A 26,160-nucleotide genomic window follows, 5' to 3' on the forward strand; every position below is an offset into this window, starting at 1 on the left:
GCGCAGCGTGGCATGGGCAAACGACAGGTAACTCCGTTATCCGCAGCTCCTATTTCACGGGTGCGTGTTTCCGTTTTTGCTCTTCCTGAAAGGCATCCCTGGCCCGCCCCGCGATGTATGCGCGGATCGCCTCCACATCGGCGTCCTTCAGCCAGGCCGAGAAATTCGGCATACCCGATGTCGCCAGCGCACCGTGGACGACCGCGCGGAACGATTCCCCGTCCTGCAGATAGGGCGTGCGACGAAGATCGGGCGTTGCGCCACCGGATACCGCAGACATGCCGTGGCAACCCAGGCAGTAATGCGAATAGTTGAGCGAACCGGCCTGCAGCATTTCTTCGCTTGCCGCGATCACCGGCGGTTCCGGAGTGGGGTTTTCCACCACCGGCCGTTTCGGAATGGGCGCACCGCCAAGCCGGTAGACGTTGACGCGCGACTTGCGCATGTCGCCCACCTTCGTCGACAGGATCGCACCGGTCAGGTAGGCCGGGGTTCCGAAACTCGCGGTCACCGCCAGATATTGCCTGCCTTTGACCGAATAGGAGATCGGTCCTCCAAAGGCAGGCGCACCATTGTCAATATCCCACAAGATGGCGCCGGTGCGGGCGTTATAAGCCCGCAGCCTTCCATCGACGGTGCCCTGGAAGACAAGGCCGCCAGCTGTCGCGAGCGTGCCGCCATTGTCGATGCCAGGCAGCGGCACACGCCATGCCTCCTTCTGCTGCACCGGATCCCAGGCAAGCAGATACCCCTTCAGCAGCTTGCGTATCATTTCGCGAGCAGCGGGACCCTCCGGGAAGGCGGTGTAGGCCGTACCGGTGTTGTAGCTGCCTTCCCGATGCACGAAGGCCGGGTCAGCGGCATAATGCACCGGAGCGTCACGAACCGGGATATAAACGAGCCCGGTCTGGCGAGACATGGACATCGGATGCCAGTTATGGCCACCCCAACCGGACGGCGAGACCAGGAAGGGCGCAGATTGGAAGCGCGCTTCGGGATTTTCGATAGGGCGGCCGCTCTTCGGATCGACGCCCGTCGCCCAGCTCACCGGCACAAAGGGCTTAGCCGAGATCAGCCCGCAATTCGTGCGATCGATGACATAAAAGAAGCCATTCTTGGGTGCGTGGAGCAGCACGCGACGGTCACTGCCGCCGATCTTGAGCGTGGTCAGGATCATGGGCTGTGTCGCGGTAAAATCCCACGTCTCGCCGGGCGTTTCCTGATAATGGCATTTATAGGCGCCGGTATCGGGATCCACGCCCAACACAGACGAAAGATACAGATTATCGTTGTTCCGGCCGGGTATCGACGGCGAACGAAGTTCCCTGTTCCATGGCCCGCCATTGCCGGTACCGATCCACAGCGTGTTGGTTTCCTTGTCGAAGACCAGCGCATCCCAGGATGCGCCGCCACCGCCCGACCGCAGCCATTCGCCAGCGGCCGTGTTCCAGGTCTCCAGAGCGCGATCGCGGACTGAGTCCGAGGCCGCCCCGTCTGGCCCCTTCGGATTGGGGGTAATATAGAAGCGCCAGCGCAACTTCCCGGTTTCGGCGTCATAAGCGCTTACGAATCCGCGCACGCCATATTCGGAACCACTGTTGCCGATATAGATCAAACCGCGCGCGGCGCGCGGCGCACCGGTAATCGTATAGGGCTTCGATCGGTCGAGAGTGACCTGTTCCCAGACCTTGCGCCCATTGCGCGCATCGATCGCCACAAGCCGACCATCAAGCGTTGCTACATAAACCTTGCCGTTCCAGACGGTGACGCCACGGCTAATCGCGTCGCAGCAGGCCTTCGTGCCCGTGATACGGGGGACTTCGGGGTCATAAACCCACAATTCCTTTCCGTTGGTTGCGTCGATGGCGTGAACGATGCTCCACGCCGACGTGATGTACATGACCCCGTCCACGACGATCGGCGTCGCTTCCACGCCGCGCGATTCCCGCATTTCGTAGCTCCACGCAACGCCGAGCTTCGAAACATTCTGCCTATTGATGGCACCCAGCGGAGAATAGCGATCCTCGTTGAAAGTTCGGCCGTGCGTCATCCAGTTGGCGGGATCGGCATCCGCCTGCTCGAGCCGCGCTTGATCCACCGCAGCAGGGCGACGCGGGTTCGTGGCGGAGATCAGGGAAAAGGCACCTGCAGCGAGCGCCATTGGCGCCACGACGCCATACATCACTCTTTTGATATTCCCCTCCCCATTTTGTTGACATTTAATGTCCCTTAGCGCTTAAGGTGCCTGATATGTCATAGGCTGTCAACCGACAAAAATGGCGGGCGGAAGCGGAAACGAGTTCCCGCTCTTGGCGGAATTCCGGCGCAAAGAGCCTTTTGCGTTACGCAGAAACAGCTCGCGAATGAGGACGAGGTGAAGATGAAAATACTCATGTTCGGACGGGGCGCCGTCGCCTCGCTCTATGGCTGGGCACTGGAGACGGCGGGCCACGAAGTCGACTTCTACGTTCGTCCCGGCCGCATCGCTACGCTCCCGTCAACACTGACGCTCGACATTTACGATCCTCGACAGAAGAAGCCGGATCGGCTCGTTACCGGTCCATGGCGCTCGCGCCTGAGGGAGGATCTGCCTGTCGATCACGATTATGACCTCATCTTTATCTCCATTCACGAACATCAGTTTGCGGAGGCCGCGTCGTTTCTTTCGACCCGCGCGGCGCACGCCACAATTTTTGTTGCAACAAACTTCTGGGGCGACCCCCAAAAGGCCGCAGCCCCACTGCCGCAACAGCAGCTTGCTTGGGGTTTTCCGTCTGCTGGCGGCGGTATCAACGACGCGGGTGTCTTGCGCGGCGGTTTCCTCAAGGCGATGACCTTCGGCACGTTCGGGACCGAACCGAACGAGCGCGAACGCGCGGTGCGCGCGCTGTTCCAAGATGCCGGGTTCACCATAAAGGAGAACCGCGATTTCCGCGCCTGGCTGTGGACCCATTTCGCCAATCATGCGGGCTTTTCAGGCCAGATTCTCCGCGCTGGCTCCATGATCAAGCTGATGACCGATCCGCACCAGGCCAAGGAAGCGATCCTCAACATCCGTGAGGCAGCGAAGGTATTGACCGCGCGAGGCGTGGATGTGACCAAGCAGGGCGAGTATACGCCATTTCGTATCCTGCCGGCCTGGCTGCTTGCCCGATTGTTGCCGCTTGCTTTTCGTTCGAATCCCAGCCTCGGAGCGATGGCGGCGGGGCACACGAGGCCGGATGAAATCCTGCAGTTTTATTATGACTTCATGGCGAACAGACTGGGCGTAAGGCTGCCGCGCATGGAAGCTTTACAGTCGCCCTCGAGTCCGGCGAACTGATGCGCTGATAGAGGAGTATCCGGCATGGCCAAGCTGCTGATTGCGGGTGCGACAGGACTGGTCGGCCGGCACGCCCTGCTCCAGGCGCTGGCCGACGACCGCGTGACGCAGTTGGTCGCACCCACGCGGCGACCGCTTGCCGCGCATCCCAAACTCCTGAACCCGCTGATCGACAGCAATCATTTGCCGCTCGATGCGCCATGGTGGGCGGTCGACGGCGCCCTGTCCGCACTCGGCACGACCCGGGCAAAGGCGGGATCCGCCGCCGCGTTTCGCGCAATCGACTTCGATTATACACTGGCGATCGCGCGCCAGCTGCGCGAAGCGGGGGTAAAGCGTTTCGCGCTTACGTCATCGATGGGGGCCAATGCGCGTTCGCGCAGTTTCTACCTGCGCGTCAAGGGTGAGATCGAGGAGGCCATCGCGCAGCTGGGCTTTTCCTCCTACACGATCATCCGCGCTGGCCCGCTCGGTGGCGAGCGGGACGAAAGCCGCTTTATCGAACGGCTCATGGGCGGTTTTCTGAGCCGTGCGGGACCGATCCTCCCGCCGAGCATCCGGATCAACCCGGCATCCGCGGTTGCGGCGTTTCTTATCGATGCAGCCCTGTCGGGTGCCGCGGGTCAGCACCTCATCGGGTCTGCCCAGATTGCACGGTCTGGTCTCTAGGCCTGCGTGCCCTTGCAGACAAAAGAGGAGAGTGGAAATGACCGATAGTATCGTCGCAGAATGGGAAACCCCGATAGCGAACGCGCCCGACTGGACAGGCCGCATGATCGATCTCGACAGCCATGAGATGATCCCGATGGAAATGTGGAGCACCTATTTCGGCGACGCCGGGCAACGCTATGCGGATCTGCAGATGCTGGCCCTGATGGCCCCCGGCAATTCGCTGAAGCGCCCTGACCTGACAGGCGATATGGAGCCTATTTCTTACGAGAATGTCTGGGTCAAGAAAGGCCCAAGTGCTCCGAGCGGCATCGACCTGAACCGGCGTGTCGAGGTTATGGACGCAATGGGCATCGAGCGGCAACTGGTCTTTCCGAGCTTTGCGCTGGTCGCGCTGTTGCTGGCCTCCAACCCGGAAGCACACCGTCTACTGGGGTTTGACCCGAGCGGCCTGGATCTTCGGCAACTGGGCAGTGAAGGCTGTGATGCTCACAATCGCTGGGCGGCCGCGATCACGGAGAGCAGCGAAGGCAGAGTGCGCCCGGTCAGCATTATCCTCCCTGACGACATCGATGGCATGATCCGACAAGCGGAGGAGCAGATCGACTATGGCGTCCGCGCGATGCTCCTGTCCGCCGGGCTGCCCCCCGCCAACACATCACCCGCCGATCGTGCGCTCGATCCCTTCTGGGCCCTGCTGGCCAGCCACAACATCCCCCTCACCTTCCATCTCGGCAGCGAATCTGCGCTACTCGCCTCGATGGCCTGGTCGAACGCACCGGAATTCAATCCGTCGCCGAAATCCAGCCTGGAGTTCCAGGTCGAACCCTATCGGACGGCGACGCTCAATTTCTGCTATGAGAATTATCTTACGACCATGGTGCTCGGCGGCGTTTTCGAACGGCATCCCGGTCTGGTCGTCGGTGTCGTGGAGGCAACGGCGCATTGGGTAGGACCTTTGGCCGAGCGCCTCGATATCGTTGCCAGTCAATTCCAGGAGCGGCTAGCGGGCACGCTGCGCATGGAGCCATCCAAATATCTGGCGCGGAACGTGCGGGTAACGCCCTTCCCGTTCGAGCCGATCGATCGCTACTTGCGGGTTTATCCAGATATGGCGAGTGTCTATTGCTTTGCCACCGACTTCCCTCATGTCGAAGGCGGTCAGGAATCGCACAAGACCTATGCCGCGATGCTCAGCGCTTTCGACGAGAATATCCAGCGCGGCTTCTTCCGTGACAATGGCATGCTTCTGACACCCGACTAAGAAAAGCGGGAGGTCGCCATCCATCCTGCATGGGAACCGAGCGATCGCCGTCGTGCGTTCAGGGGAGAAGAAGGATCAGTCGTCGAACGAGGGATAGGGACCCATGGTGAGCAGCAACAGGCCGCTCGCCAAGAACAGCGGAATGATCATCCACAGCACAAGCACATAGGACTTGGTTATGTCATAGACCAGGCTGGCGAAAGCTGGACCAACGCCGATACCGATCGTCAGCAGTCCGACGATGATCCCGAACAGCGCCCCGAAGTTTTTTACCCCGAAATAACGTGCTGAAAGATAGGCGATCACGTCGACCTCGGCCCCCATCGCTAGGCCGAAAATCAGTACGGCAAGGCTCGCAAACAGCGGCGAAGGCCCTAGGCCGAGGAACAGCAGGCAGGTGGCGATGGGCAAGCAGGCCATCATGGCGCCGACGACACGGGCGTTGAAGCGATCGAGCAAAAAGCCGCCGCCGAAGCGCCCGATCAACTGGGTGATGCCCACGAGGCCTGCGGTCGCCGCCGCAGCGGCCTTGGTCATGCCGAGTGACGCGAGGATGGGGACGAAATTGATCATCAACGCGAGGCTCGCGATCGACATGCAGATCGCGACCGTCGCCAACCGGACAAAGGCGCGCGAACGCAGACCGTCCCTCAGCGAAAAACCCGTCAGCGCCCGTGTCTTTGCCGTGCGAGAACCCGACATCGAACCGCTGGGCCTTATGTCCTTAACGCTGCGGAAGACGAGAAAGGTGACGGGAAAGGCAATCAGGCCGGCCAAGGACCCCCAGATGATGTAAGCCGCCCGCCACCCGAAAGTATCGACAAATGCATTCGTGACGACGGGAGCGATGATCGCGATCACGCCAATCGCACCCATCGACACCGCGATCGCCAGCCCCCGGCTCGCAACGAACAATGTTGAGATCGCCGTGACCCAGACGGTGGGATTGAGGCACAGCACGCCCAGCGCAAGGGGTAACCAGAGAAGCCACCAGCTCCATATCGATGACTGAGCCAATCCGAGGCAGGCGAAGGAGACACTGTAGACGACGATGCCTGTCAGGGCGATGCGTCGGGGACCGAACCGATCGATCGCAATGCCCACCACGGGCGACAACGGCAAGGTCAGCAGTGCGACGATCAGCAGGCCCGAGGTGATTTGCGTACGCGACCAGCCGAACTCCGCCTCCAACGGCGCGATCATCACGCCCATCGACTGCAGATAGATCTGCGCGATGGCGCAGCCGATCGCCGCCGCGGCAACAACCGGCCAGTGCTCGCGCCATTCTCTCATTGCGCTCGTCTGGGTCACCATATCGTCACTCCGTCGGCAACAGGGATAGTCGGCCGCCGGGTTCACGCGATGCCGAACGAGCGTAGAAGGCGTACTGGTGCCCGAGCCTGCTTCGGCACGGGGCAAATCTCTGATGGAACCGCGCTATGACGGCAGCCCCCAGGGGCTGGGGTCATCACGACCGCGTCCGACTATCCCTCGCTTGGAAAGGCCGGTTCCAGCAATGCGAACGACGCTAGAAAGTGGCAAGGACCGTTTCGGTGTGCTCAACCTCGGGCGTTCCCATCAGAAAGGGACCGACCAGCGCGAAATATTCCTGCGCCTGCGGGGAATCGCGAAACGCGTGGTGATGGGCGACGCTCTCCCAGCGCGACATCACCCGATAGCGCGTGGGATTCTGAATCGACCGGTGCAGCTGCACGCCGTAATTGCCCGGCACACCCGAGATGGCGGAGGCTTTCTCGACAGCCGCTTCGAATTCCTGTTCGGTGCCCGGCTTGATTTCAACGGTGGCGATTTCGGTGATCATGGTAGCATCCTGTCCTGACGGTTATGGAATGGGAAGAGCTCAGAGTATTCCGTGGCGCGTAAGCGTGGCAGCAACGACATCCTCGAGCGGAGTGGACGGCCGGCCCAGCAAACGCGCAAGATCGGTGCTTTCCGTGTACCAATGTTCCGCCTGCACAGCATCGGCAGCCATCTCGGCCATGGCGGGCGGCAAGCCCATCTCGACGAGGCTCGCGGCGTATTGCGCTGGCGGCACATCCTCATAGACGAGCGGTTTGCCTGTCAGGCGCGAAATCGCGGCGGCAACGTCCGCCATCGTGAAGGGAGCGCCGCCAAGCTCGTACACCTTGTCGCCCGGCGTATCGGTGGTCAGAGCCGCCGCAGCGGCTTCGGCAAGATCGCCACGGCTTGCGCCGGACATCTTGCCAGGGCCGACCGCATTGATGATCTTGCCCGCCGCAAGCGCGGCCGGGATGTTCCTCATGTCACCCGCATAGGTTTCGATATAGGTGGCATTGCGCATGAAAATGTACCGCAGCTTCGATCGGCGGATCAGTGCCTCGGCTTGCTTGTGCTCGTCACCCAGACGCAGCGTGCTGGTATCGCCGTTGACGAAGCCCGCATAGGCGACGACGCCAACCCTCGCCTCGCTGGCGGCTGTCACGGCCCGCTCGATCTGCTCGAACCGCCGACCGATCGAGGCCGATGGGATAAGCAAAAGCTTGTCCGCACCAGCAAAGGCAGCCCCCAATGTCTCGGCTTGGTCATAGTCCGCGTGACGCACCTCCACACCCTGCGCCGCGAGATCGGCGACGGCGTCGGGCCGACGCACCGCCGCCACGATCTGCGGACCAGCCACGCCCCGACGCAGGAGCGATTCGACGACCAGCCGCCCGTACCGGCCCGAAGCGGACGTAATGACGATCATGTGATTATCCCGCTCTGATCAAGCCGTGAAAGGGCGCACATCGAAAGGCCCTCGGGGCAGGCATGGCCGTGCTTTGTGCCTTTCCCGGCAGCGTGATATTGGGGCACTTGATGTCCATCCACGGTTCGCAGCTCCACATTTCCGGGCATCGTCGGCCCGTCCTTTTGCATCGTCGCCCGTCTGATTGTCCGTATATGCCGCTTGTGTCAACAACTGACATATCAATCTGTTTGTGAGACAGCTGCCGTTGACCATTCTGGCCGAAATTTTATGACCCGAGCCAGCGCCCCCAGAACCCCGCTATGATGGGAAAGAAGGCATTCACGGCGTCGCACGTGTGGGTCGAAAGTCGCCTCTGATCACCAGGACGCGTGGCTTGGATCACACAGCATCAACGCGCTGCGTCACTGCTTCTAGAGACGAAGCCGGGTTTGGTTCAGGCCGGGATGAGGGTCGCCATGGCGCGGCCCAGGGCTTCCGCAAAGGAACGTTTGGCGCCGCTCGCGTCCCACGAGCACTGTGCGGCGACGAAACACCCAAACGCCGCCGCAGCCAGAGCATAGGGAGCAGGATCATCAACGGCATAGGGTTTGCCGTTGGCTTTCGCCCGCTCGATCAATATCTCGATAACCTTGCCCTGCAACGGCTGCAGCTTTTGCAGATAGCTCGCAAAAAGCGCCGGGTTGTCGAAGACGATATGGATCGATTCGGCGACGGATCGATGATCGGGTCCGTCGGCCTCATAGACAGCAGACCCCAGCATCTCGCGAAGAGAATCCCATGCCGGCTCGTCGGTGGGCCGCGAACGCAGACAATCGAGCATCTCGCCCGCAACATAATCGAATTTGCCGAGAAGTATGTCCTCTTTCGAGGTGAAATACCGGAAGATGGTCCGCTGGGACATGCCGACAACGGCCGCAATATCTTCTACCGTGGTGTTCCCGTAACCCTTTTTGGCAAACAACGCCTTTGCCGTATCGGCAATTTCGTTCTGAATAATCCTGCGGGTACGGGCTTTCAGATTGACCGGTGCTTCGTTCATGCGCGATATAGTATCTGAAGATGCAGGGTGTGACAACGACAGTCGCGGAGGCTGGAGTCTCCGCGCGGGACGATCTCCGCTCTGGCACGAACATGGCTTATGGTGTGTGCCCAGTAACGCCGTCGTACTCCTTATAATTCTCGTTGTTCTCCGTCAGGCTGCGGTACTCCTGCAATAGGCATTGCGCAGCTGCTTCATCCCCACGGCACGTAAGACGCCGTGCCGACTTTCCTCTGTCCTACATATAACCATATAGGTTAACACGCTCATCGCGCGGGGAGGAACATATGCCTATTACGGACAAAACGGATTCGGTCGCGATGCTGATTGACGCGGTCATTGCGAGGGAGGGCGGCTATGTCGACCACCCTCATGACAGGGGCGGTCCTACGCGCTGGGGGATCACCCAGGCCGTGGCCCGTATGCATGGGTACAAGGGCGACATGCAGGCGCTTCCGCGCGCCGACGCCGTAGCGATCTACCGCCGCCTCTATTGGGAAACTCCGCAGCTTGACGCGGTGGCAGTCCCCGCACCGGGCTTGGCGGCAGAACTGTTCGACACCGCGGTCAACATGGGTCCGGAGACCGCGGTCGGATTTCTGCAGCGTGCGCTCAACGCGCTCAACCGCAGCGGGCGCGACTACGCCGATCTCGCGCTGGATCGTCGGATCGGCCCGGCAACTCTCGCCGCGCTCAATGCCTTTCTCGGAACGCGCGGCGAGAAAGGCGAAGCCGTGCTTATCAAGGCGGTCGAAGCATTGCAGGGTGAGCGATATATCGCTCTCGCCGAGAGCCGTCCCGCCAGCGAAGCCTTTGTCTATGGCTGGATTGCCAACCGCATCGGTTGAACGACATCCCCTCATCAGGAGAAGAAAGCATGTCGATCCTCGCAGGCCTGATCGGCCCCGTCGCCGGGTTGCTGGACAAGATCATCCCCGATCCCAAGGCGCGCGAAACCGCAAAACTCGAATTGCTCAAGCTACAGGGCGGGCAGGAAATGGAGGCCTTGCGCACGCAATTGTCCGCCATCCTGACCGAGGCGCAATCCCCGGATCCCTGGACCAGCCGCGCGCGCCCTGCGTTCCTCTATGTCATGTATGCGCTGCTCTTATGGGCAATCCCGATGGGGTTGATTGCCGGCACCCAGCCCGCCATGGCAGAGGCGATCGCACATGGTATGAACGCCTATCTCTCGGGGATCCCGGAGCCGCTCTATACGCTGTTCGGGACCGGATATCTCGGCTACACGGCGGCGCGCACATGGGGCAAGGTGAAGGGCGTCGACCGTTAGCGAGCGGCGGCACCATTTTAGGTACTGCAAGGCTGTGCCCACACTTTGGCCGTCTATTGTCCAGGGACGACGTACACGGCTTATTCGGCAGCCTGCTCCAGCGTACGGTTCCTGTCCGGGCCATCAACGGAATCCGGCGCGCCGGACAAGGCACGCACCGCTTCGGGTGACGCGGGTTCCCGCGCTAGCACATCGATCGGCTCGCTCGTCTCGATCTCCCGGCCGCCCGTCTCGATATTGAGATCGCGGAACTTGCGGCCCGTCACCAGCACCCGGCTTTCAAAGCTCGAAGTGAAGGCGTTGTAGTCGCTGACCGCGCCATTCAGACGATTGCCAAGCTTCTTGAGCGCGCCCGCCGCGACCGCCAGTCGCTCATACAGTTCTTTCCCCAGATGGCCGATGCGCTTGGCTTCCTCGGCCATCTTTTCCTGCCGCCAGACGGCCTCGACGGTGCGGGCAATCGCGATCAAGTTGGTCGGCGTGGCCAGCAACACCCGCTTGGCAAAGGCATATTCCCAGAGATTGGGATCCTCGTCGAGCGCGGCGGACAGAAAATGTTCGCCCGGCACGAACATGATGACATATTCCGGCGCATCCTCGAACTGCCGGTGATATTCCTTGCGACCCAGCTGCTCGACATGGGTTTTCATCGACAAAGCGTGGCGGCGCAAATGCGCCTGCTTCAGCTCGTCCGTTTCCGCGCTGAACGCGTCCTGATAGGCGTTCAGCGACACCTTGGCGTCGATGACGAGCGCCCGCCCACCGGGCACCTTGATGATGACATCGGGACGAAGGCGTCCCTCCTCCCCCTCCACACTGACTTCGGTGCGAAAATCCGCGTGTTCGGACAGACCGCAATTTTCGAGCACTGTACGCAGCTGCTGTTCGCCCCAGTTGCCGCGCACCTTGGACGCTCCACGCAAGGTGGTGACGATGCGCTGGGCCTCACTCCGCACGGCTTCCTGCCCGATCCGCATCGAATCGATCAGGCCGGTGAGGTTGCCATAGGCCTCCGTCCGCTGCTGCTCGATCTGGCTGATCTTCTGGTCATATTGACGGATGGTTTCGTTGACCGGCTGGAGCAAGGTGCGCAACTGCGCTTCGCTCTTTTCATGCGCCTGACTGAACCGTTGGTCGGCCCGTTCAAGGAAAGCCTGCTGCGCCTGGCCCAACAGCTTCCCGCCAATTTCGCTGAACTGAGCGGATAACTGCTCCTTGGCGTCCGTCAGCGTGCGCAATTGTGCCTCGAAACTCTCCGTCCGCGCCTGAATATCGGACCGCAGCGCCGCCAGCTCACGCAATGCGCCCTCGCGCTCCGCTGTCGCCTGATCCAACCGGTCACGCAGCGCCGCCGCTTGATCCGCGCGCTCTTTTTCCACCGCCAGGTCGCGCAACGCAGCGTTGCGCTGCTCGCCGAGGGCATCAGCCCGTTGGGCCGCGTCCGTCACCTGCCGCCGCAATTCTGCGGTGGATAGGTTCGCCAGCACCCAGCCCAGACCAAGGCCGACGGCGAGCGCGAGGATTATCAGCAGTACGGCAAAGCCATCCATGAGCAGGACAAGACCCCCATTTCCAATCAGAACAAAATGAGAACATACCCGCTAACGCTTTCGCTGGCAAGGGCCCGACTTGGGGCCCCGAGCGTCACGCCGCGCGGCGCGACTTCGTAAGCTTCTTAAGCAGCATCTCCCGTTTCAGACGCGAGAGATGATCGATGAAAAGGATACCGTCGAGATGGTCCATCTCGTGCTGAAGGCAGGTGGCGAGCAGCCCGGTGATCGTTTCCTCATGGATGCGACCCTCGCGGTCCATCCAGCTGGCGCGGACGATCTTGGGGCGTTCCACTTCCGCATATTGCTCCGGCACGGACAGGCAGCCCTCGCTGTAGATCGAGACTTCCGGCGACCCTTCCAGGATCTGCGGGTTGATGAACACACGCGGGTTCTTCACCGCAGGAGCGTTCTCCTCGTCGGATTCCGGTTCCTGCAGGTCGATCACCAGCACGCGCTTGGGCACGCCCACCTGAATCGCCGCGAGACCGATGCCCGGCGCGTCGTACATGGTGTCGAACATGTCATCGATCAGCGTTTGCAGTTCCGCATCGATCGCGTCCACGGGAGTGGAAATCGTGCGCAGCAGTGGATCGGGCGTCTCAAGGATCGGAAGAATGGCCATGGCTTCAAAATATGGGAGGCAGACGGGAATATCAAGCGGAAGGGAACAAAGGAGGGAGATCTATCCCACCGGACGCCGTGCCCGCAGCGCCTGCGCCAGGGTTCCCTCATCCAGATAGTCAAGTTCGCCCCCCACCGGCAGGCCATGGGCGAGCTGCGTAAGGCGCACCGGCAGATTCTCCAGCCGCTCGGCAATGTAATGGGCGGTTGTCTGCCCCTCCAGCGTGGCGTTCATCGCAAGCACTACCTCGTCGATGCCGCCCGCCGACACGCGGGCGATCAGGCTGTCGATCGAGAGATCGTCCGGCCGCACCCCTTCCAGCGCGGACAGGCGCCCACCCAGAACGTGGAATCGGCCCGGAAAGAGGCGGGATTTTTCCAGCGCCCATAGATCCGGCACGTCCTCCACGACGCACAACGAGCGGTCGTCGCGGCGCGGGTCGGCGCAGATGCCACAGGGGTTGGTCGTATCGACATTGCCGCACGTCCCGCAGGTGGCCAGCCGATCATTGACGCCGCCAAGTGCGCGCAGCAGGGGTTCCAGCGCCGTCTCACGCCGCTTCAGCAGATGCAGCACTGCGCGCCTCGCCGATCGCGGACCCAGCCCCGGCAAACGGGACAGGGCCTGCGTCAGCGCATCGATTTCCGGTGAAGCCATGACGTTCACATAGGGGCTTGCACTTGTCCTGCACAAGGGGTTGAGAGGAGACCATGAAGATCATCCTGATGGGCACCCCCGATTTTGCCGTCCCCGCGCTCGATGCGCTGGTCGATGCGGGGCACGAGATCGTGGCGGTGTACAGCCAGCCGCCCCGCCCCGCCGGACGGGGAAAGGCGCTGCGCCCCTCCCCCGTTCACGCGCGGGCGGATGCGCTGGGGCTGAAGGTGCGCACGCCGGTGTCGCTTAAGGACGCAGCCGTGCAGGCGGAATTCGCCGCGCTCGACGCCGATGTGGCGGTCGTCGCGGCCTATGGTCTGATCCTTCCACGCGCTGTGTTGGACGCGCCCCGGCACGGCTGCCTCAACATCCATGGATCGCTGCTGCCGCGCTGGCGGGGGGCCGCGCCGGTCCAGCGTGCGATCCTGGCGGGGGACGATGAGACCGGCGTGATGATCATGCAGATGGAGGCAGGGCTGGATACCGGCCCGGTGCGCGCGAGCTTTCGTACGCCGGTAGACGCCAAGACGGCGGGGGCATTGACGGAGGAGCTGGCCCGCGCAGGCGCTCGGTTGATGGTCGAGGTGCTGGCGGACCTGCCCGCCTATCCGCCCGTGCCCCAACCCGAGGAGGGCGTCACCTACGCCGCCAAGATTGACAAGGCCGAGGCCCGTATCGATTTCACGGTGGGCGCGATTCAGGTCGAGCGGCAGGTGCGCGCGTTTCATCCTGCGCCAGGCGCCTTCTTCCTCTTCCGGGACGAACGGTTCCGGATTCTTGCCGCGCAAATTGCGGATCAAAGCGGCGAACCCGGCATCGTACTCGATGATGCGCTGTGTATCGGATGCGGCGCGAACAGCCTGCGCCCGGTCCTTATCCAGCGCGCAGGCAAAGGGGCAATGCCCGTGGCGGATCTGCTGCGCGGCCTGCCCATCCCGCCGGGCACGCAGCTGTCGTGACGCGCTTCGCTTTCACGGTCGAATTCGACGGCCGCCCGTTCATGGGCTGGCAGCGGCAGGCGCACGGCCCGACAGTGCAACAGGCGATCGAGGATGCGATCCATGCAGTCACCGGCGAAACCGTCACGCTCCACGCAGCGGGCCGGACCGATGCGGGCGTGCACGGCCTCGCCATGCGGGCCCACGGGGACATCGCAAAGGACATGACGCCCTTCCGCCTGATGGAAGCATTGAATGCCCATTTGCGCCCGGCTCCGGTTGCGATCCTCCATTGCACCGTCATGCCGGATGACTGGCATGCCCGCTTTTCCTGCACCGGCCGTTCCTACGTCTACCGCATCACCAACCGGCGCGCGCCGCTGACCTTCGAAAAGGGGCTAGTCTGGCAGGTTTCCCAGCATCTCGACACGGACGCCATGCACGAAGCGGCGCAATTATTGGTGGGAAAGCATGACTTCACCACCTTCCGGTCGGCCCATTGCCAGTCGGCGTCTGCGGTCAAGACGCTCTCGGCGCTGGACGTCGTGCGTGACAGCGAGCAAGTCGCCATTCACGCCCGCGCGCGCAGCTTTCTTCATCATCAGGTGCGTTCGATGGTCGGCTGTCTGGCGCTGGTCGGCATGAAACGGTGGAGCGTGGCGGATATGGGCGACGCGCTGGAGGCAGCGGACCGGTCCAGGCTGGGGCTCAACGCGCCGCCGGACGGGCTGTATTTCGTCGCAGCGGAATACCGCTGAGGTACGCCGAAAACCTGGGCGGGCAACGGCGCGTTAGTCAGAAGGCGGTGCATCACGCAAAGAGCCGTCAGGGTCAACACCAACGTAAGCAACGGAGAGGCGCCGTGAGCGATCGCGAGGGCGATGACCATCGGGTGCCAGAGGTAGTAGAAGAGGCTGGCCTGGCCAATCGCGTTCAGCGGCGAGATCCGGATGGGCAAGCGCGCGAGCAGCGGGAGCAGCGCAATCAGCCCCAGATCCATGGCCAGATAGGTCAACAGCTTCAACAGTTCGTTGTCGCTCTGGTAGAGGAAGCACCAACCGAGCAGACCGCACCCCGCGACCAGGCCCGATATGCTGTGCAGGGTGGCAGTGGGCCTTGCCCGCGCCACGGCGCCACCGAAAAAGAAGAAAAGCGGATAGGCCAGAAAGCGGCCATCCCACGCGAAAACCCCTTCCCCGACGAGACCATGGCCGAACGGATTGGCGTAGAACAGACCGATCCCAATCGGTGCCGACAACACAGCAACACCCAAGGGCCACGGCGGAGCTGTGCGCGCCATCAAAATCATCGCGGCGAGGACCGGGACGTACCAGAGGTGAAAGTCGGGACGCAGGATCATATCCAGCGGCGTGGCCCAGCTCAGCGATGCAGCGACCGCCATCGCATAGGCGCACGACGCCACCAGCCATGCCAGGATCATCCGCTTCCAATATTGCTTGGCTATGTCGACGAGGGGGGACTGCCGAATTCGCTCAAGATTGAGCAGAAAGCCGGAAATGCCGAACATGAGCGGCATGCGAAAACCGGCACCGATCCAGAACAAAATGTTATCGTAATGCACCACTTCGGCAACATGACCGACGATCACCAGTACGATGAGCGCGCCTTTGAGCGCATCTACGGCGGGAAATTTGATCATCGTTACAGGTTCCGCGTGGGTCCGCTCTCTTTAACGCTGCATCCTTACCAATATTTTAATTCGACTCAGCCGAACAGCCGCGTGAGGCTCTTGTCCAGCATCAGCAGTTGCCACAACAACCGGCCATGATCGGCAATCCCGCTCTTGTGGTCGCTGGCCGCCTTCGCCATCGCCTTGGGGTCGATCCAGCCCGTTCGCGCCAGTGTCGAACCTCCCGCGACCGCTGCCGCTTCTCCGGCAAGCGGCCCCCGGAACCAGTGCGCTATAGGCGTTACGAACCCCATCTTGTCGCGATAGAGGATCTCGTTGGGAAGATAGGCTTCCATCGCCCGCTTCATCAGATATTTGCCGCTATTGCCATGTATGCGCTGGCTGACCGGCAGCCGCGCGGCGAATTCCATCAGTCGATAGTCCAGCAAGGGTTCACGCGCTTCTAGGCTGACCGCCATGCTCATCCGGTCTGTCTTGGTGAGGATATCGCCGGGTAGCCAGATTTTCATGTCGGCATATTGCGCGCGGTCCAGCGGATCGCGCGCCGGCGCGTTCTCCATCGTCTGCACGATACGGTCCTCGGCCCGGTGCTGCCCAAGCGCCCTACGGAAGCCATCGGTATAGAGCCGTTGCCGCAGCTCGGGCGGCACGATGCCGACAGAACGCGCATAGGCCTCCGCCCCACTCTGCGCCAGTTCGAGGAACGTGCTTTTCGCCCGAAACATGCGCGGCGCCCAGTCGGCCTTCGGATAGACCCGACCCAGCGTGCCGAACAGGCCGTGCCGCAGACCTGCGGGCATCAGCGCACGGACCTTTTCCCCCCGCATCTGAAACCGGTGTCGGCGATAGCCCGCGAACGCCTCATCCGCCCCGTCCCCTGATAGCGCGACCGTCACAGTCTCGCGCGCCAGCTCACACACGCGATAGGTGGGCAGCGCCGACGCGTCCGCAAAGGGCTCGTCAAAATGTGCGGCGAGCGTATCGATCAGCCCATAATCATCGGGCGACACGATGCGCGTGCGATGATCAGTCGCAAAGCGGCGCGCAACCTGATCGGCATAGGCCGTTTCGTCGAGGCCCGCGACATCGAACCCAATGGTACAGGTCTTGACCGCCTGCTTCGACGTCTCCGCCATCAGCGCAACGACGCTCGAACTGTCCACGCCCCCGGAGAGGAATGCGCCCAGCGGCACGTCGGCCACCATCCGCATCCGTACCGCGTCGCGCATCAGCGCCGTCAGTTCTTCCTGCAGCGCGGCGGGCTTTGCGGTCGCGCGGTCGGCAAAGCTGATATCCCAGTAGCGGCTCGGTTCGGGCAAGGGGCGACCGCGCACGAGCCGCAGGGTCTGCCCCGCGCCCAGCTTCTTTACGCCCGCCACGATGCAGGCGTCGTCCGGCACATAGCCGAGGGCGAGGAAATCCTCGACCGCCCGGACATCCGGTTCCCGCCGGAGCAGGGGATGCGCAAGCAGGTTCTTGAGTTCGGACCCGAAGATCACGCTGCCGTCCGACACCTGCGCATAATGGAGCGGCTTCACTCCCAGCCGGTCGCGCACCAGCCACAGCGACTGGGTCGACCGGTCAAACAGTGCAAAGGCAAACATGCCGTTGAAGCGATGGACGCAGTCTTCGCCCCATTGGCGATAGGCGTGGAGGATGACCTCCGTATCGCTGTGGCTGTCGAAACGGTGGCCCTTGCCTTCCAGCTCGCGGCGGATCTCGGCGAAGTTGTAAATCTCGCCATTATACGTGACGATCAGGCTTTCGTCGGCATTGGCCATTGGCTGCGCGCCGCCTGCAAGGTCGATGATCGACAGCCTACGGTGCCCCAGCCCCACACCCGGTGCGGTCCACACCCCCGCTCCATCCGGCCCGCGATAGGCCGACGCGTCGATCATGGAGCGCACGCGCGCCGGATCGACAGGCTTGGCCGTCTCGAGATGAAATATACCCGCGATCCCACACATGGAGACGGCCTTAGCGGATCGCTATCGCCGCGTCAGCCAAATCCTCGACCCTGCCCGCATCGTGCAGAAACGCACCGATCGCTGCATCCGCATTGTGCCGTTCGCTGTCCTCCGCGGAAACAAGGATCGCCACGGCACGCTGGTCATCGGCAAGCAGCCGCGCGCGCAACGTTGCGAGCTTGACCTGCGCAGCGCTGCCCGTGAGCGGTCCCCGGCCGACGCGATAGAAACTGACTACATGCCGCACGACGGGGCCGGGGGCGGTGATCTGTTCCCCCCGTGCTTGCCCGGGCGCGGATGCGGGCGACGACCAGACCCATTCGCTGTCCGGGTCGGCCGCGCCCTGCCCGAAGCCCACCAGTTCGCGCCCCTCCCCCTGCCGCGCGTAACGGGCAATGACCACATCCACGACATGGCCGCGGGCATCGGCAAAGCGCCCCTGCACGAACCCGTCGGCGCCATCGAAGCGCGGTTTCCAGGGATAGGCTTGCGGCATGGCGCTCCGCTGCCAACCCGTAATAGTGGGCAGACCGAAAGCAACGGGCAGAGGCTGGCTGCGCACCGCCGACACCATGCTCCACGCGGGACCGGCGAGCAGCAGCGCGAGGGCCATACCAACCGTGCTGGATACCGGTCGTGCCACCACCCCCGCGAGTGGGATGTTGCGCGGATCGAACGGCACCTCGCCGGGCTTGCGATCGAAGAACGGCCATGCCGTCGCCATCACCGCCGCCATGACCAGACCGAAGAACAGCCAGCCATAGACGACATGATCGAACCCCACGGCCGCATCGACGCTCGTCTTGTGGGCTACGTAGATCGTCGCGAACGCCCGCACGCCATTCGCCAGCACCGACAGGCCCAACGCACTCGCCAGAAACAGCGCCCGCCTCGTCCACGATCGGAAGCAGACATGGCACACGAGCACGCCATAGGCCGCCATCGCGATCACGAATTTCGCGCCGGAACAGGCCTCGGCCACCTCGAAATATCCGCTGGGGATGGTGATAAAGATGCCCTCGATATGCGCGGGCACCCCCACCATGCCCAGCAGAGCCATGGCGATCTTCGCGGTCAGCAATTGCAGGGGCGGCACGATCTCGGCCCCGAACGGCACCATGAAGAACGCATAGCAGAGCGGAAACACCAGCCCGCGACCGACCGCTGGCCCCAGCATCCCCAGCACCGCGCCCTGTATCATCATGACTAGCCCGAAATGGCGGATCATGCCCACGCCCGCCGCGTCACCCACCAGCCAGGCAAAATTGCCCGCCGCCACCCATGCCAGCCCCGGCATCCAGACTGTCGGATCGATCATCCGCAGCGCCGCACGGCGTTGCTGCACCAACCAGCCGATCAGCAGCGGCACGAACAGGCAATGGCTGAAGGTCGAGGACGTCCACCAGATCGTCACGAGATCGAAGACGTCATGCGCGAACAGGATCAAGATCGCTGCCGCCACCGCCAACAGCCCGGCAAGATGGCGCGTCCAGGTATCGCGCAGGTCGATGCGGCCCGCATCCATGAGGTGACCGGCAAGCGCTCTCACGACCCTGTGTTTCCAGACAGCATTGCCGGCAAAGCTGCGAGCTTCGCGGACCAGGCGTAGCGCTCTTCCATTCGCGCCCGCGCCGCCCGCCCAAGCGCTCCGGCCAGATCACGCTGCGCAATCAGAGCGATCACGTTTGCCGCCTCGGTCGCGCTGTCCGGTGCGACCAGCAGATGCTCTCCATCGTGCGCATCGATCCCGGCTGCGGCATCCGGAGACGCCACGACAGGGCGTCCCATCGCCATCGCCTCAAGCACCTTGTTCTGGATGCCGCGCGCGATGCGCAGGGGCGCGACGACAACATCGGCTGCGGCCAGCCAGCCGCGTACGTCGGCCACTGCTCCCGTCACAAAAACGCCGGGCGTAGGTCCCAAGGCCAGCACCGACGGGGCGGGATTGCGTCCGACGATGGCAAAGCGGGCGTCGGGATAGGCGGCCCGGATCGACGGCAAGGCCTCGCGCACGAAATGGGTCACAGCCTCGATGTTCGGGCGATAATCCATCTGGCCGGTAAAGACGATCAGCGGACCCTCTCCCCGCTCCTCCTTCGAAAGAGCCGGAAAATCCGCCGACGGATTGAAGAAACCAAGGTCGACCCCGTTTTCCAGTGCGCGCACGGTGATGGGGTCGAATCCGGCCTCGGCGCGGAACAGCGCCGCTTCCGCCTCGCTCACAAACAGGGAAAGGTCGGCGCGCTGCGCGACCGCGCGTTCGAACGCAAACAGCTTGCGTCCTTCCCGCCGGTTGATCCAGCCCATCGGCCCGCGCTGGCTCAATCCATAAGCGCTGTATTTGGCACTGTCGAAGTCGACGAAATCCATCACGAACCGCACACCTTCGGGCAAGGCGGGCACATAATGCGCCATCTGCACGGAATAGCCGACAACCCAGCGGATCGGCCGCTCGGCCATCGTTCGCGCCACCCAGCGGTGCAGGTCCGGCTTGTCATAGAGGGAAACGAGAAGGGGTTGACCCTTTGCAATCCCCGCAACACCTGCGGCTACGCGCGATCGGTCGCGCATCGTGACGCACTGGCTGGCCGTGATTTCCGCCATGGCGTCGGCAAAGCCCAGATCGCGCGTATCATCGGCAAAGCAGCCGACATGCACGGGCGCGATGGCACTCAGCGCCTGGAGCAGATGATAGGATCGGATCTTGTCGCCGCGATCCGGCGGGAAGGGAATCCGGTGGCACAGAAACAAGATTTCGCCCGGCGAGGTCATGACGCCGCCCCTCAGCCCAGCCCGCGCGCGATATGCGGACCGATCCAGCTCGCAAGCGGCAGGGGAAGCTTCTTCCAAAGTTCCACCTTTTTCTGATATTGCGGCGACAAAGGATTGATATCACGGACTTCCTGCCCCGCAGCCGCGCGCATGGCATAGGTCAGGGGAACGCCGTCAAAGCCCCATGTCTTCTTCCACGCCGCCGGACCGGTACCGACCTTCGAACGCCCGAAATCGAACGTTGTGCAGCCACGCGCACGCGCGTGATTCATCAGGGCGTAATAAGCGACTTCATTGGATCGCAGCCCCCGCGCCACCGCCCGTGCGCCGTGCCAGTACGGCATGCACGCGCCATTGTGATACAGGCTTAGGATCGTGGTGACCGGCTCCCCGTCCTTGGAAACCATGATAATGTCCGCATCATCGCCAAAGCCATGCAGAACGGCCGCAAACAGCGCCTTCGGGAAAACGGGCGTGCCCAGACGGTGCACGTTCTCCGCATAAAGCCGATAGTGGATGTCGAGCAGATCCACGTCATTGCCGATGCGGATGTCGAGGCCGTTCTCCAGTCCCTTGCGCAGCTCTGCACGGTGCTTGCGCGGCACGGCGAGCAATTGCGCCTCGTCGTCCGCCTCCAGCGCCTTGGCAAACCCGAGATAACTGTCCGCCTTGCGTGCCCAACCCGTATCGGGCAGCAGTCCGCCGCGCAGTTCCGCCGTCGGGCAACTATGGCTCTCGGCCAGCGCCCAGCACGCATCGGCCAGAGCATTCGCAACGGCCCGATCATCCGCCAGAATGCCGCCGTCCACCGCAAAGCCGCTCGACACCAGCGCGCGACCGAACAGCGGCGAATGGACCAACGTCAGCGGCAGGACTCCCGCGATGGCACCCGACCGCCACGCGACCAGCGAGAGTGCCTCCTGCCCCGTGCCTTTCTCCACCGCCATAGACCAGATGGGGCGATGAAACGGCGCCGAATCCGCGCGCGCGCAAACCCACGCATCGATCGCCGCGACTTCATCGGCGTCGTCCAGCCGCAGAGGCGCGATGCGAAGGCCCGCGGTCATGCCGTCATTCCCTCCACCAGCGCATCGACCCGCCCCCAGCGGAAATCGCGCAGCAGTCGGCGCAGCTTGCCTTCCATCGCGGAGAGGTTGGCGTAATGACGGACTTTCGACCGCAGCGGCGCGTTCGGAACGCGGGGCTGGCCGGGGTCGATTTCCCATGGATGAAAATAGAGCACGGCCGGGTGGCCCTCGGCGTTGACCTGGCGGACCGCCCAGCGCGAAAATTCATAGGGCAGCATGCGAAAAAACCCTCCGCCGCCCGCCGCCAGCGTCCGACCGGCCAGTCGCGCTGTGGTGACCGGAAGCTCCAACAGGCCGCTTCCATCCACCGGACGCCAGCCAAAGCGCGGCGAGCCCGCCCAGCCATAATGATCGTGTCGAACGGGCGCGACGCTGCTCGAATAGGCGTAGCCTTCCTCGGCCAGCACAGCGTGCGCCCATGGCGTCTGCTGGTCGATCGAAAAACTCGGCGCGCGATAGCCGGTGACCGCGACTCCCCCGGCATCTTCAAGCAGTCGCCGTGATTTCCGCAGATCGGCCCGGAAAGCTTCCGCCGACAAGGTGAACACCCGCTGATGGTCGTAGCCGTGGCTCGCCAATTCGTGCCCCGCCGCAACAATTCGGCGGATCAGCGCCGGATAGCGCTCCGCCACCCATGCCAGCGTAAAGAAGGTGCCCTTCGCTCCGGCATCGTCGAACATCGCCAGTACAGCGTCTGTATTGCGTTCGACCCTGTGCTCGAACGACGGCCAGTCCGCCCGGTCCAGCGTCGATTCGAACGCACCGACCTGAAACCAATCCTCAATATCAACAGACAAGGCATTGATAACAGATGACATCATGCCTCCCTGTTCTGCGCATAGCGATTACGCGGCCAGATTGTTCGTCCCATCGCTTTCGACCCAGTCGACCAGCAAGGTCAAGACGCGACGCAGCGCAAGCTCCTGCTCCTCGCCCCGGGCTTCGGCCGCGTTTACCCGCTGCTCCATCTGTTCGACCCGGCTCAACACATGATCGCTGCCTGCGCCAAGCTGCGCAGTCAGGGTGATAGCACGGCGCAGCTCGTCCAGCTCATCGCGCATGCGGTGCAGTTCCAGCTGAATATCCGTATCGAGCGTTGGCCGCACGGGAGCGACCCGCTCGCCTTCCGGTTCCAGCTCGACGAATGCCATCTGGGTCTCGATTTCCCCTTCGGCCATATCGGGCTCTGCCGCGTCATCGAGCACAGAACTCCGCACCGCTTCCGGCATGGCGTCGGCATCCAGACCCATGTCGGCCGCGACGGCCTGTACCACCGGCCCGTCAATCTCATGCAGCCGGTCGATCGCGCCGAGCAGCAGCACGCGGCTCATCAGCGCGTTGATCCGGCGCGGAATGCCGTCGGTCGCCGCATATACTGACGCAAAAGCGTCGGCGGTGAAGCGGGGATTGCCCTGCCACCCGACAAGCGAAAGGCGATGCGCGATATAGGGTTCCACCTCGCTCGCCAGCATCGGATCGAGATGATGGGTGGCAATGACACGCTGGCGCAGCTGCTCCAGTTCGGGGGATTTCAGCAGATCGCGGAACTCCGGCTGCCCCAGCAGGAAAATCTGCAGCAGAGCCTGTCCGCCCAGCTGAAAATTGCTCAGCATGCGCAGCTCTTCCAGTGCGGACACTGGCAGGTTCTGCCCTTCGTCGACGATCAGCAGCGTGCGCAGCCCCTTGCGCGCCTGGCTGTGCAGGAACGCCTCGATCTTCTGCAACAGCTGCCCTTTTGCGACGCCGTCCGTGGCGATCCCGAAATTCTGCGCGGCAAGGCGCAGCATGTCGTCGCCCTCCACCTGCGTCGACACGATCTTGACCGCCGTCAGCCGCTGCGGATCGATGGTCGCCATCAGATGCCCGACCAGCGTGGTCTTGCCCGCGCCGATGTCACCGGTGATGACGATGAACCCTTCGCCCTGCGCAAGGCCATAGCCGAGGTAGGACAAGGCCTTCCGATGCGTCGCGCTCTCGAAATAGAAATGCGGGTCTGGGGTGAGCTGGAACGGCCGCCCCTTCAGTTCATAGAATTGATCGTACATCGCGTGAACTCCTAGAACTGATACCGCATGCCGACCTGGCCGAGCGCGGAGATGATCGCGTCGAGCCCGGCGGGATCGACGGAATCCACGCCCAGGGACGCCTGCGCGCTCAGACGGCGGCCAAAGCTGCGGCTGTAGGTGACATAGCTGCCGAGGTTGGTGACATCGATGCCCCCCCGCCCCGCATTGTAGAAATTGCCGTAAACCGTCGCATCCAGCGAGGCGTCATTGTCGAACCGGTAACCGGCGAACAGGTCGGCGTAATAATTTTCGTCCTTCGCGCCGTTGATCGCGGCAAAGACGCTGCTGTTCGGCGCGATGAATTTGCGCTGCGCATAGCCCGCGCCCGCGCCCATGCTCCACCGGCCTGCCGTACGGCTATATTGCCCGGCAATGCCGCGATGATGATAGTTGGCCGACGTGATGCCGGTAAGTGCGTCGTTGAAGCACGCGCCGCCACCCTGATCGCCGTTGACGCAGCCCGTCAGGTCGCCGCTGAAAGGATTGCGGCGCGCGTCAAAGCTGGTCGGCAGGTCGTCGAGATTGCGCCCCAGCGCGCGGCCGAAGCTGTCGACCGTATCGAACAAAGCGATATTGACCGCGCTGTTCGGGCTCGGTTGCCAGCTGAAGCTCCCCACATAATGCATCGAATCATAACGCCGCCCGACCCGCAGTTCGAGCGAGGTACGACGGCTTGGCCGCCACAACACGCCTGCGTCCCAAATGAGGCCATCGCTGTCATAAGCGAGCAGGCGCGGCGAGGTCGGGTCTGTCACCAGTCGCCCGCCGCTTCCCAGAACCGGAAAGCCATTATTGTCGAGCAAGGCGCCGCGCTGGCTGATCCTTATCCTCTCATATCCGACGCCACCAACAAGCGCGAGCGTCGGCGCGACCGGCACGGTCACGTCGCCGCGTATCCATTTGTCGTCATAACGCTGGTCGAGTTCGCTCGTGTCCTCATGGTCCCAGCCCGCGCCCAGTGCCCAGCCAAACGGCAGCACGCCCGGCTGCATCCCGATTGACGCCGTTGCCGACTGGAACACGCTGTCGCTGAACGCCCCCAGGCCGCTGGGGCCCGCGAAGTTGACGTCGTCCTCCACCCGCGCATAGCCCAGGCGATAAGCGGCGTTGACCGAAAACTCGCCAATCCGGCTGGTGAACGTCGGGCCGACATAGGCAGAATACACCTGTGTGGTGGACGAACCGGCGCTCGCGCCGTTGCCCAAGTTGAACCCGTCCGTCCGCGCCCGCGTGGCAAGTGCCCCGCCCTCAATGCTGAGTTTATCGGGAATCAGGCTATAGCGCGCGCTGGCAATGCCGGACAGCACGTCCTGATCGGGCGTGGCGCGGTTCCATCCGAACTGATGCTCATATTGCACGTCGATCTGTGCTTCCGCGCGCCGCGTGGCGATGTTCGCACTGACCCCGGCAACGACCGAGGTATAGGTGAGGACGTCGCCATTGCCACCTTTCAGGTCCGTGACGACCGTCTGGTCAACCTCGATATAGGGCGAGATCGTGGTGCGCGTGCGCGCCTGCGCCTCTGCTCCAGCGGCGCATAGCACCAGCCCCGGCGCGATGGCGCGCAACATTGCTCGGCCGAACATGGTCAGCCCCCCTTCCCGTAATAGCTGCCGAAGCGGCGTCCGCTGGCAGAGAATTTCACCCCGTTGAGCAGCAGCTCGATATGCCCGCAGCCGCGCAGCAGGTCGGCGGCATCACGCAAGGTCGTCTCGGTCGTCCGGTCGGCCCGCACCACCAGCAGCGTCTGCCCGACATGGCTGGCCAGCACCGAGGCGGGAGAGGCGGACAGCAGCGGCGGCGAATCGAAGATCACCACCCGCTCGGGCCGTCCCGCGACCAGCGCATCAAGGATCGCGTCGGTCCGCGTGGACGCGAGATGCTCACTGTCGTTGTGGGTAGCGGTCCCGGCGGGCAGCACACTAAATGACGGCACATCGGTGCGCAGCACGCAATCCTCGATCGCCACGCGCGGGTCGACCAGAGCGTCCATCATCCCGGTTTCACCGGAAAGGCCCAGCGCCGCCGGGATAGAAGGCTTGCCGAAATCCGCGTCGACCAGCAGCACTTCCAGATCGCTCTCCGCCGCCAGCGAGACAGCGAGGTTGATCGCGCAGAATGTCTTGCCGTCCCCCGGATGCGCCGAAGCAACGAGGATCAGGTTGCCATTGGGCAGCGCGTCCTGATGCTTGGTGCCGCGAATCGTCGCGAGCAGCGCGCGCTTGATGATGCGGAACTCTTCGCTGACCCCGCTGACGGGGCCACCGGGGACGAGATAGCCCGCCTCGGCCATTTTACCGCGGTCAAGCGGCTGAACCGGGCGAGTCCAGTCGCGCGCACGAGGCTTGGCGAAGGAAACCGTCGTATCCTGCACAACGGCAGGCTCGGGCGTGACGGGCGGCATGGCGTCGGCGGGGATCGTCACCGGCGGCAATCCCTTGCCCCGCAGCGCCGCGCCAAAATCATAAAGGTCCGCCGCGCGTTCGAGCAGACCCTTGCCGGGGATAGGGCTATGCTTGGTCATATCGCT

Annotated in this window: 23 protein-coding genes and 1 pseudogene; 7 read left to right on the forward strand and 17 right to left on the reverse strand. The window is 63.2% G+C overall.

Translation table 11 applies throughout. The features are described from left to right. Positions 1–49: 49 nt before the first annotated feature. Positions 50–2,161, reverse strand: a complete 2,112-nt coding sequence (locus FHS92_RS02190; RefSeq protein ID WP_246351742.1) for a PQQ-dependent dehydrogenase, methanol/ethanol family — start codon at positions 2,159–2,161, stop codon at positions 50–52. Positions 2,162–2,380: 219 nt separating this feature from the next. Here FHS92_RS02190 and FHS92_RS02195 point away from each other — a divergent pair, with 219 nt between their 5' ends. From FHS92_RS02195 to FHS92_RS02205, 3 genes are read left to right on the forward strand one after another with little or no spacing between them, the layout of a single operon-like run. Next, the gene (locus FHS92_RS02195) at positions 2,381–3,322 is read left to right on the forward strand and encodes a ketopantoate reductase family protein (RefSeq protein WP_184077090.1); all 942 of its coding nucleotides are present in this window, start codon (positions 2,381–2,383) and stop codon (positions 3,320–3,322) included. A gap of 24 nt (positions 3,323–3,346) precedes the next feature. Continuing rightward, on the forward strand, positions 3,347–3,991 hold the full coding sequence (locus FHS92_RS02200; RefSeq protein ID WP_184077092.1) for an NAD(P)H-binding protein: 645 nt from the start codon (positions 3,347–3,349) through the stop codon (positions 3,989–3,991). A 37-nt stretch (positions 3,992–4,028) separates the two neighbouring features. Further along, positions 4,029–5,255 (forward strand): amidohydrolase family protein, encoded by a 1,227-nt coding sequence (locus FHS92_RS02205; protein WP_184077094.1) that lies wholly within the window; start codon positions 4,029–4,031, stop codon positions 5,253–5,255. A gap of 75 nt (positions 5,256–5,330) precedes the next feature. Here the strand turns inward: FHS92_RS02205 and FHS92_RS02210 are convergent, their stop codons facing one another. The 4 genes from FHS92_RS02210 to FHS92_RS02225 all read right to left on the reverse strand — a co-directional run bounded on the left by FHS92_RS02210 (position 5,331) and on the right by FHS92_RS02225 (position 9,025). Beyond that, positions 5,331–6,569, reverse strand: a complete 1,239-nt coding sequence (locus FHS92_RS02210; protein WP_184077096.1) for an MFS transporter — start codon at positions 6,567–6,569, stop codon at positions 5,331–5,333. A gap of 214 nt (positions 6,570–6,783) precedes the next feature. Then, on the reverse strand, positions 6,784–7,077 hold the full coding sequence (locus FHS92_RS02215; RefSeq protein ID WP_184077098.1) for an antibiotic biosynthesis monooxygenase family protein: 294 nt from the start codon (positions 7,075–7,077) through the stop codon (positions 6,784–6,786). Positions 7,078–7,116: 39 nt separating this feature from the next. After that, on the reverse strand, positions 7,117–7,983 hold the full coding sequence (locus tag FHS92_RS02220; protein ID WP_184077100.1) for an NmrA family NAD(P)-binding protein: 867 nt from the start codon (positions 7,981–7,983) through the stop codon (positions 7,117–7,119). Between the two features lie 436 nt (positions 7,984–8,419). Then, positions 8,420–9,025 (reverse strand): TetR/AcrR family transcriptional regulator, encoded by a 606-nt coding sequence (locus tag FHS92_RS02225; protein ID WP_184077102.1) that lies wholly within the window; start codon positions 9,023–9,025, stop codon positions 8,420–8,422. A 287-nt stretch (positions 9,026–9,312) separates the two neighbouring features. On the opposite strand from FHS92_RS02225, the gene FHS92_RS02230 reads away from it, so the two are divergent. After that, a complete protein-coding gene (locus FHS92_RS02230) occupies positions 9,313–9,873 on the forward strand; it encodes a glycoside hydrolase family 108 protein (RefSeq protein WP_184077104.1) in 561 nt (186 codons plus the stop codon). 29 nt (positions 9,874–9,902) lie between these two features. After that, on the forward strand, positions 9,903–10,316 hold the full coding sequence (locus FHS92_RS02235; protein ID WP_184077106.1) for a holin family protein: 414 nt from the start codon (positions 9,903–9,905) through the stop codon (positions 10,314–10,316). Between the two features lie 80 nt (positions 10,317–10,396). On the opposite strand, the gene FHS92_RS02240 is transcribed toward FHS92_RS02235, so the two are convergent. The 3 genes from FHS92_RS02240 to recR all read right to left on the reverse strand — a co-directional run bounded on the left by FHS92_RS02240 (position 10,397) and on the right by recR (position 13,148). Continuing rightward, positions 10,397–11,866 carry a DNA recombination protein RmuC gene (locus tag FHS92_RS02240; RefSeq protein WP_184077108.1) on the reverse strand — a complete coding sequence of 490 codons (1,470 nt, stop codon included), beginning with the start codon at positions 11,864–11,866 and terminating at the stop codon, positions 10,397–10,399. A 94-nt stretch (positions 11,867–11,960) separates the two neighbouring features. After that, positions 11,961–12,491: a peptide deformylase gene (def, locus tag FHS92_RS02245; protein WP_184077110.1), complete on the reverse strand. Its 531-nt coding sequence runs from the start codon at positions 12,489–12,491 to the stop codon at positions 11,961–11,963. Between the two features lie 60 nt (positions 12,492–12,551). Further along, positions 12,552–13,148 carry a recombination mediator RecR gene (recR, locus tag FHS92_RS02250; RefSeq protein WP_184077112.1) on the reverse strand — a complete coding sequence of 199 codons (597 nt, stop codon included), beginning with the start codon at positions 13,146–13,148 and terminating at the stop codon, positions 12,552–12,554. Positions 13,149–13,201: 53 nt separating this feature from the next. On the opposite strand from recR, the gene fmt reads away from it, so the two are divergent. Together fmt and truA are read left to right on the forward strand one after the other, a co-directional pair. Next, positions 13,202–14,107: a methionyl-tRNA formyltransferase gene (fmt, locus tag FHS92_RS02255; protein WP_184077115.1), complete on the forward strand. Its 906-nt coding sequence runs from the start codon at positions 13,202–13,204 to the stop codon at positions 14,105–14,107. Then, the gene (truA, locus tag FHS92_RS02260; protein ID WP_184077117.1) at positions 14,104–14,844 is read left to right on the forward strand and encodes a tRNA pseudouridine(38-40) synthase TruA; all 741 of its coding nucleotides are present in this window, start codon (positions 14,104–14,106) and stop codon (positions 14,842–14,844) included. The genes fmt and truA overlap by 4 nt, the downstream gene beginning before the upstream one ends. Positions 14,845–14,927: 83 nt before the next feature. Here truA and FHS92_RS18210 read toward each other — a convergent pair. From FHS92_RS18210 to FHS92_RS02300, 9 genes and pseudogenes are all read right to left on the reverse strand, one after another. Continuing rightward, positions 14,928–15,746 (reverse strand): annotated as a pseudogene (locus tag FHS92_RS18210) (acyltransferase family protein); the annotation flags it as partial. A gap of 65 nt (positions 15,747–15,811) precedes the next feature. Further along, the gene (locus FHS92_RS02265; protein ID WP_184077119.1) at positions 15,812–17,704 is read right to left on the reverse strand and encodes an XrtA/PEP-CTERM system amidotransferase; all 1,893 of its coding nucleotides are present in this window, start codon (positions 17,702–17,704) and stop codon (positions 15,812–15,814) included. A gap of 10 nt (positions 17,705–17,714) precedes the next feature. Then, positions 17,715–19,229, reverse strand: a complete 1,515-nt coding sequence (xrtA, locus tag FHS92_RS02270; RefSeq protein WP_184078717.1) for an exosortase A — start codon at positions 19,227–19,229, stop codon at positions 17,715–17,717. Positions 19,230–19,249: 20 nt separating this feature from the next. Beyond that, positions 19,250–20,476 (reverse strand): TIGR03087 family PEP-CTERM/XrtA system glycosyltransferase, encoded by a 1,227-nt coding sequence (locus tag FHS92_RS02275; protein ID WP_184077121.1) that lies wholly within the window; start codon positions 20,474–20,476, stop codon positions 19,250–19,252. Between the two features lie 11 nt (positions 20,477–20,487). Continuing rightward, the gene (locus tag FHS92_RS02280; protein ID WP_184077123.1) at positions 20,488–21,543 is read right to left on the reverse strand and encodes a FemAB family XrtA/PEP-CTERM system-associated protein; all 1,056 of its coding nucleotides are present in this window, start codon (positions 21,541–21,543) and stop codon (positions 20,488–20,490) included. Next, entirely contained in the window at positions 21,540–22,385 is an 846-nt protein-coding gene (locus FHS92_RS02285; RefSeq protein ID WP_184077125.1) for an XrtA system polysaccharide deacetylase, read from the reverse strand. Before FHS92_RS02285 ends, FHS92_RS02280 begins: the two co-directional genes overlap by 4 nt. Positions 22,386–22,409: 24 nt before the next feature. Beyond that, entirely contained in the window at positions 22,410–23,609 is a 1,200-nt protein-coding gene (locus FHS92_RS02290) for an XrtA/PEP-CTERM system-associated ATPase (RefSeq protein ID WP_184077127.1), read from the reverse strand. Positions 23,610–23,620: 11 nt separating this feature from the next. Then, a complete protein-coding gene (locus FHS92_RS02295; protein ID WP_184077129.1) occupies positions 23,621–25,216 on the reverse strand; it encodes a hypothetical protein in 1,596 nt (531 codons plus the stop codon). A 2-nt stretch (positions 25,217–25,218) separates the two neighbouring features. Beyond that, positions 25,219–26,154, reverse strand: coding sequence for a P-loop NTPase (locus FHS92_RS02300; RefSeq protein WP_184077131.1), 936 nt, complete (start codon positions 26,152–26,154; stop codon positions 25,219–25,221). Between the last annotated feature and the right edge of the window lie 6 nt (positions 26,155–26,160).

Origin of the sequence: Sphingobium subterraneum, from assembly GCF_014199435.1 — a bacterium.
Lineage (GTDB): Bacteria > Pseudomonadota > Alphaproteobacteria > Sphingomonadales > Sphingomonadaceae > Sphingobium > Sphingobium subterraneum.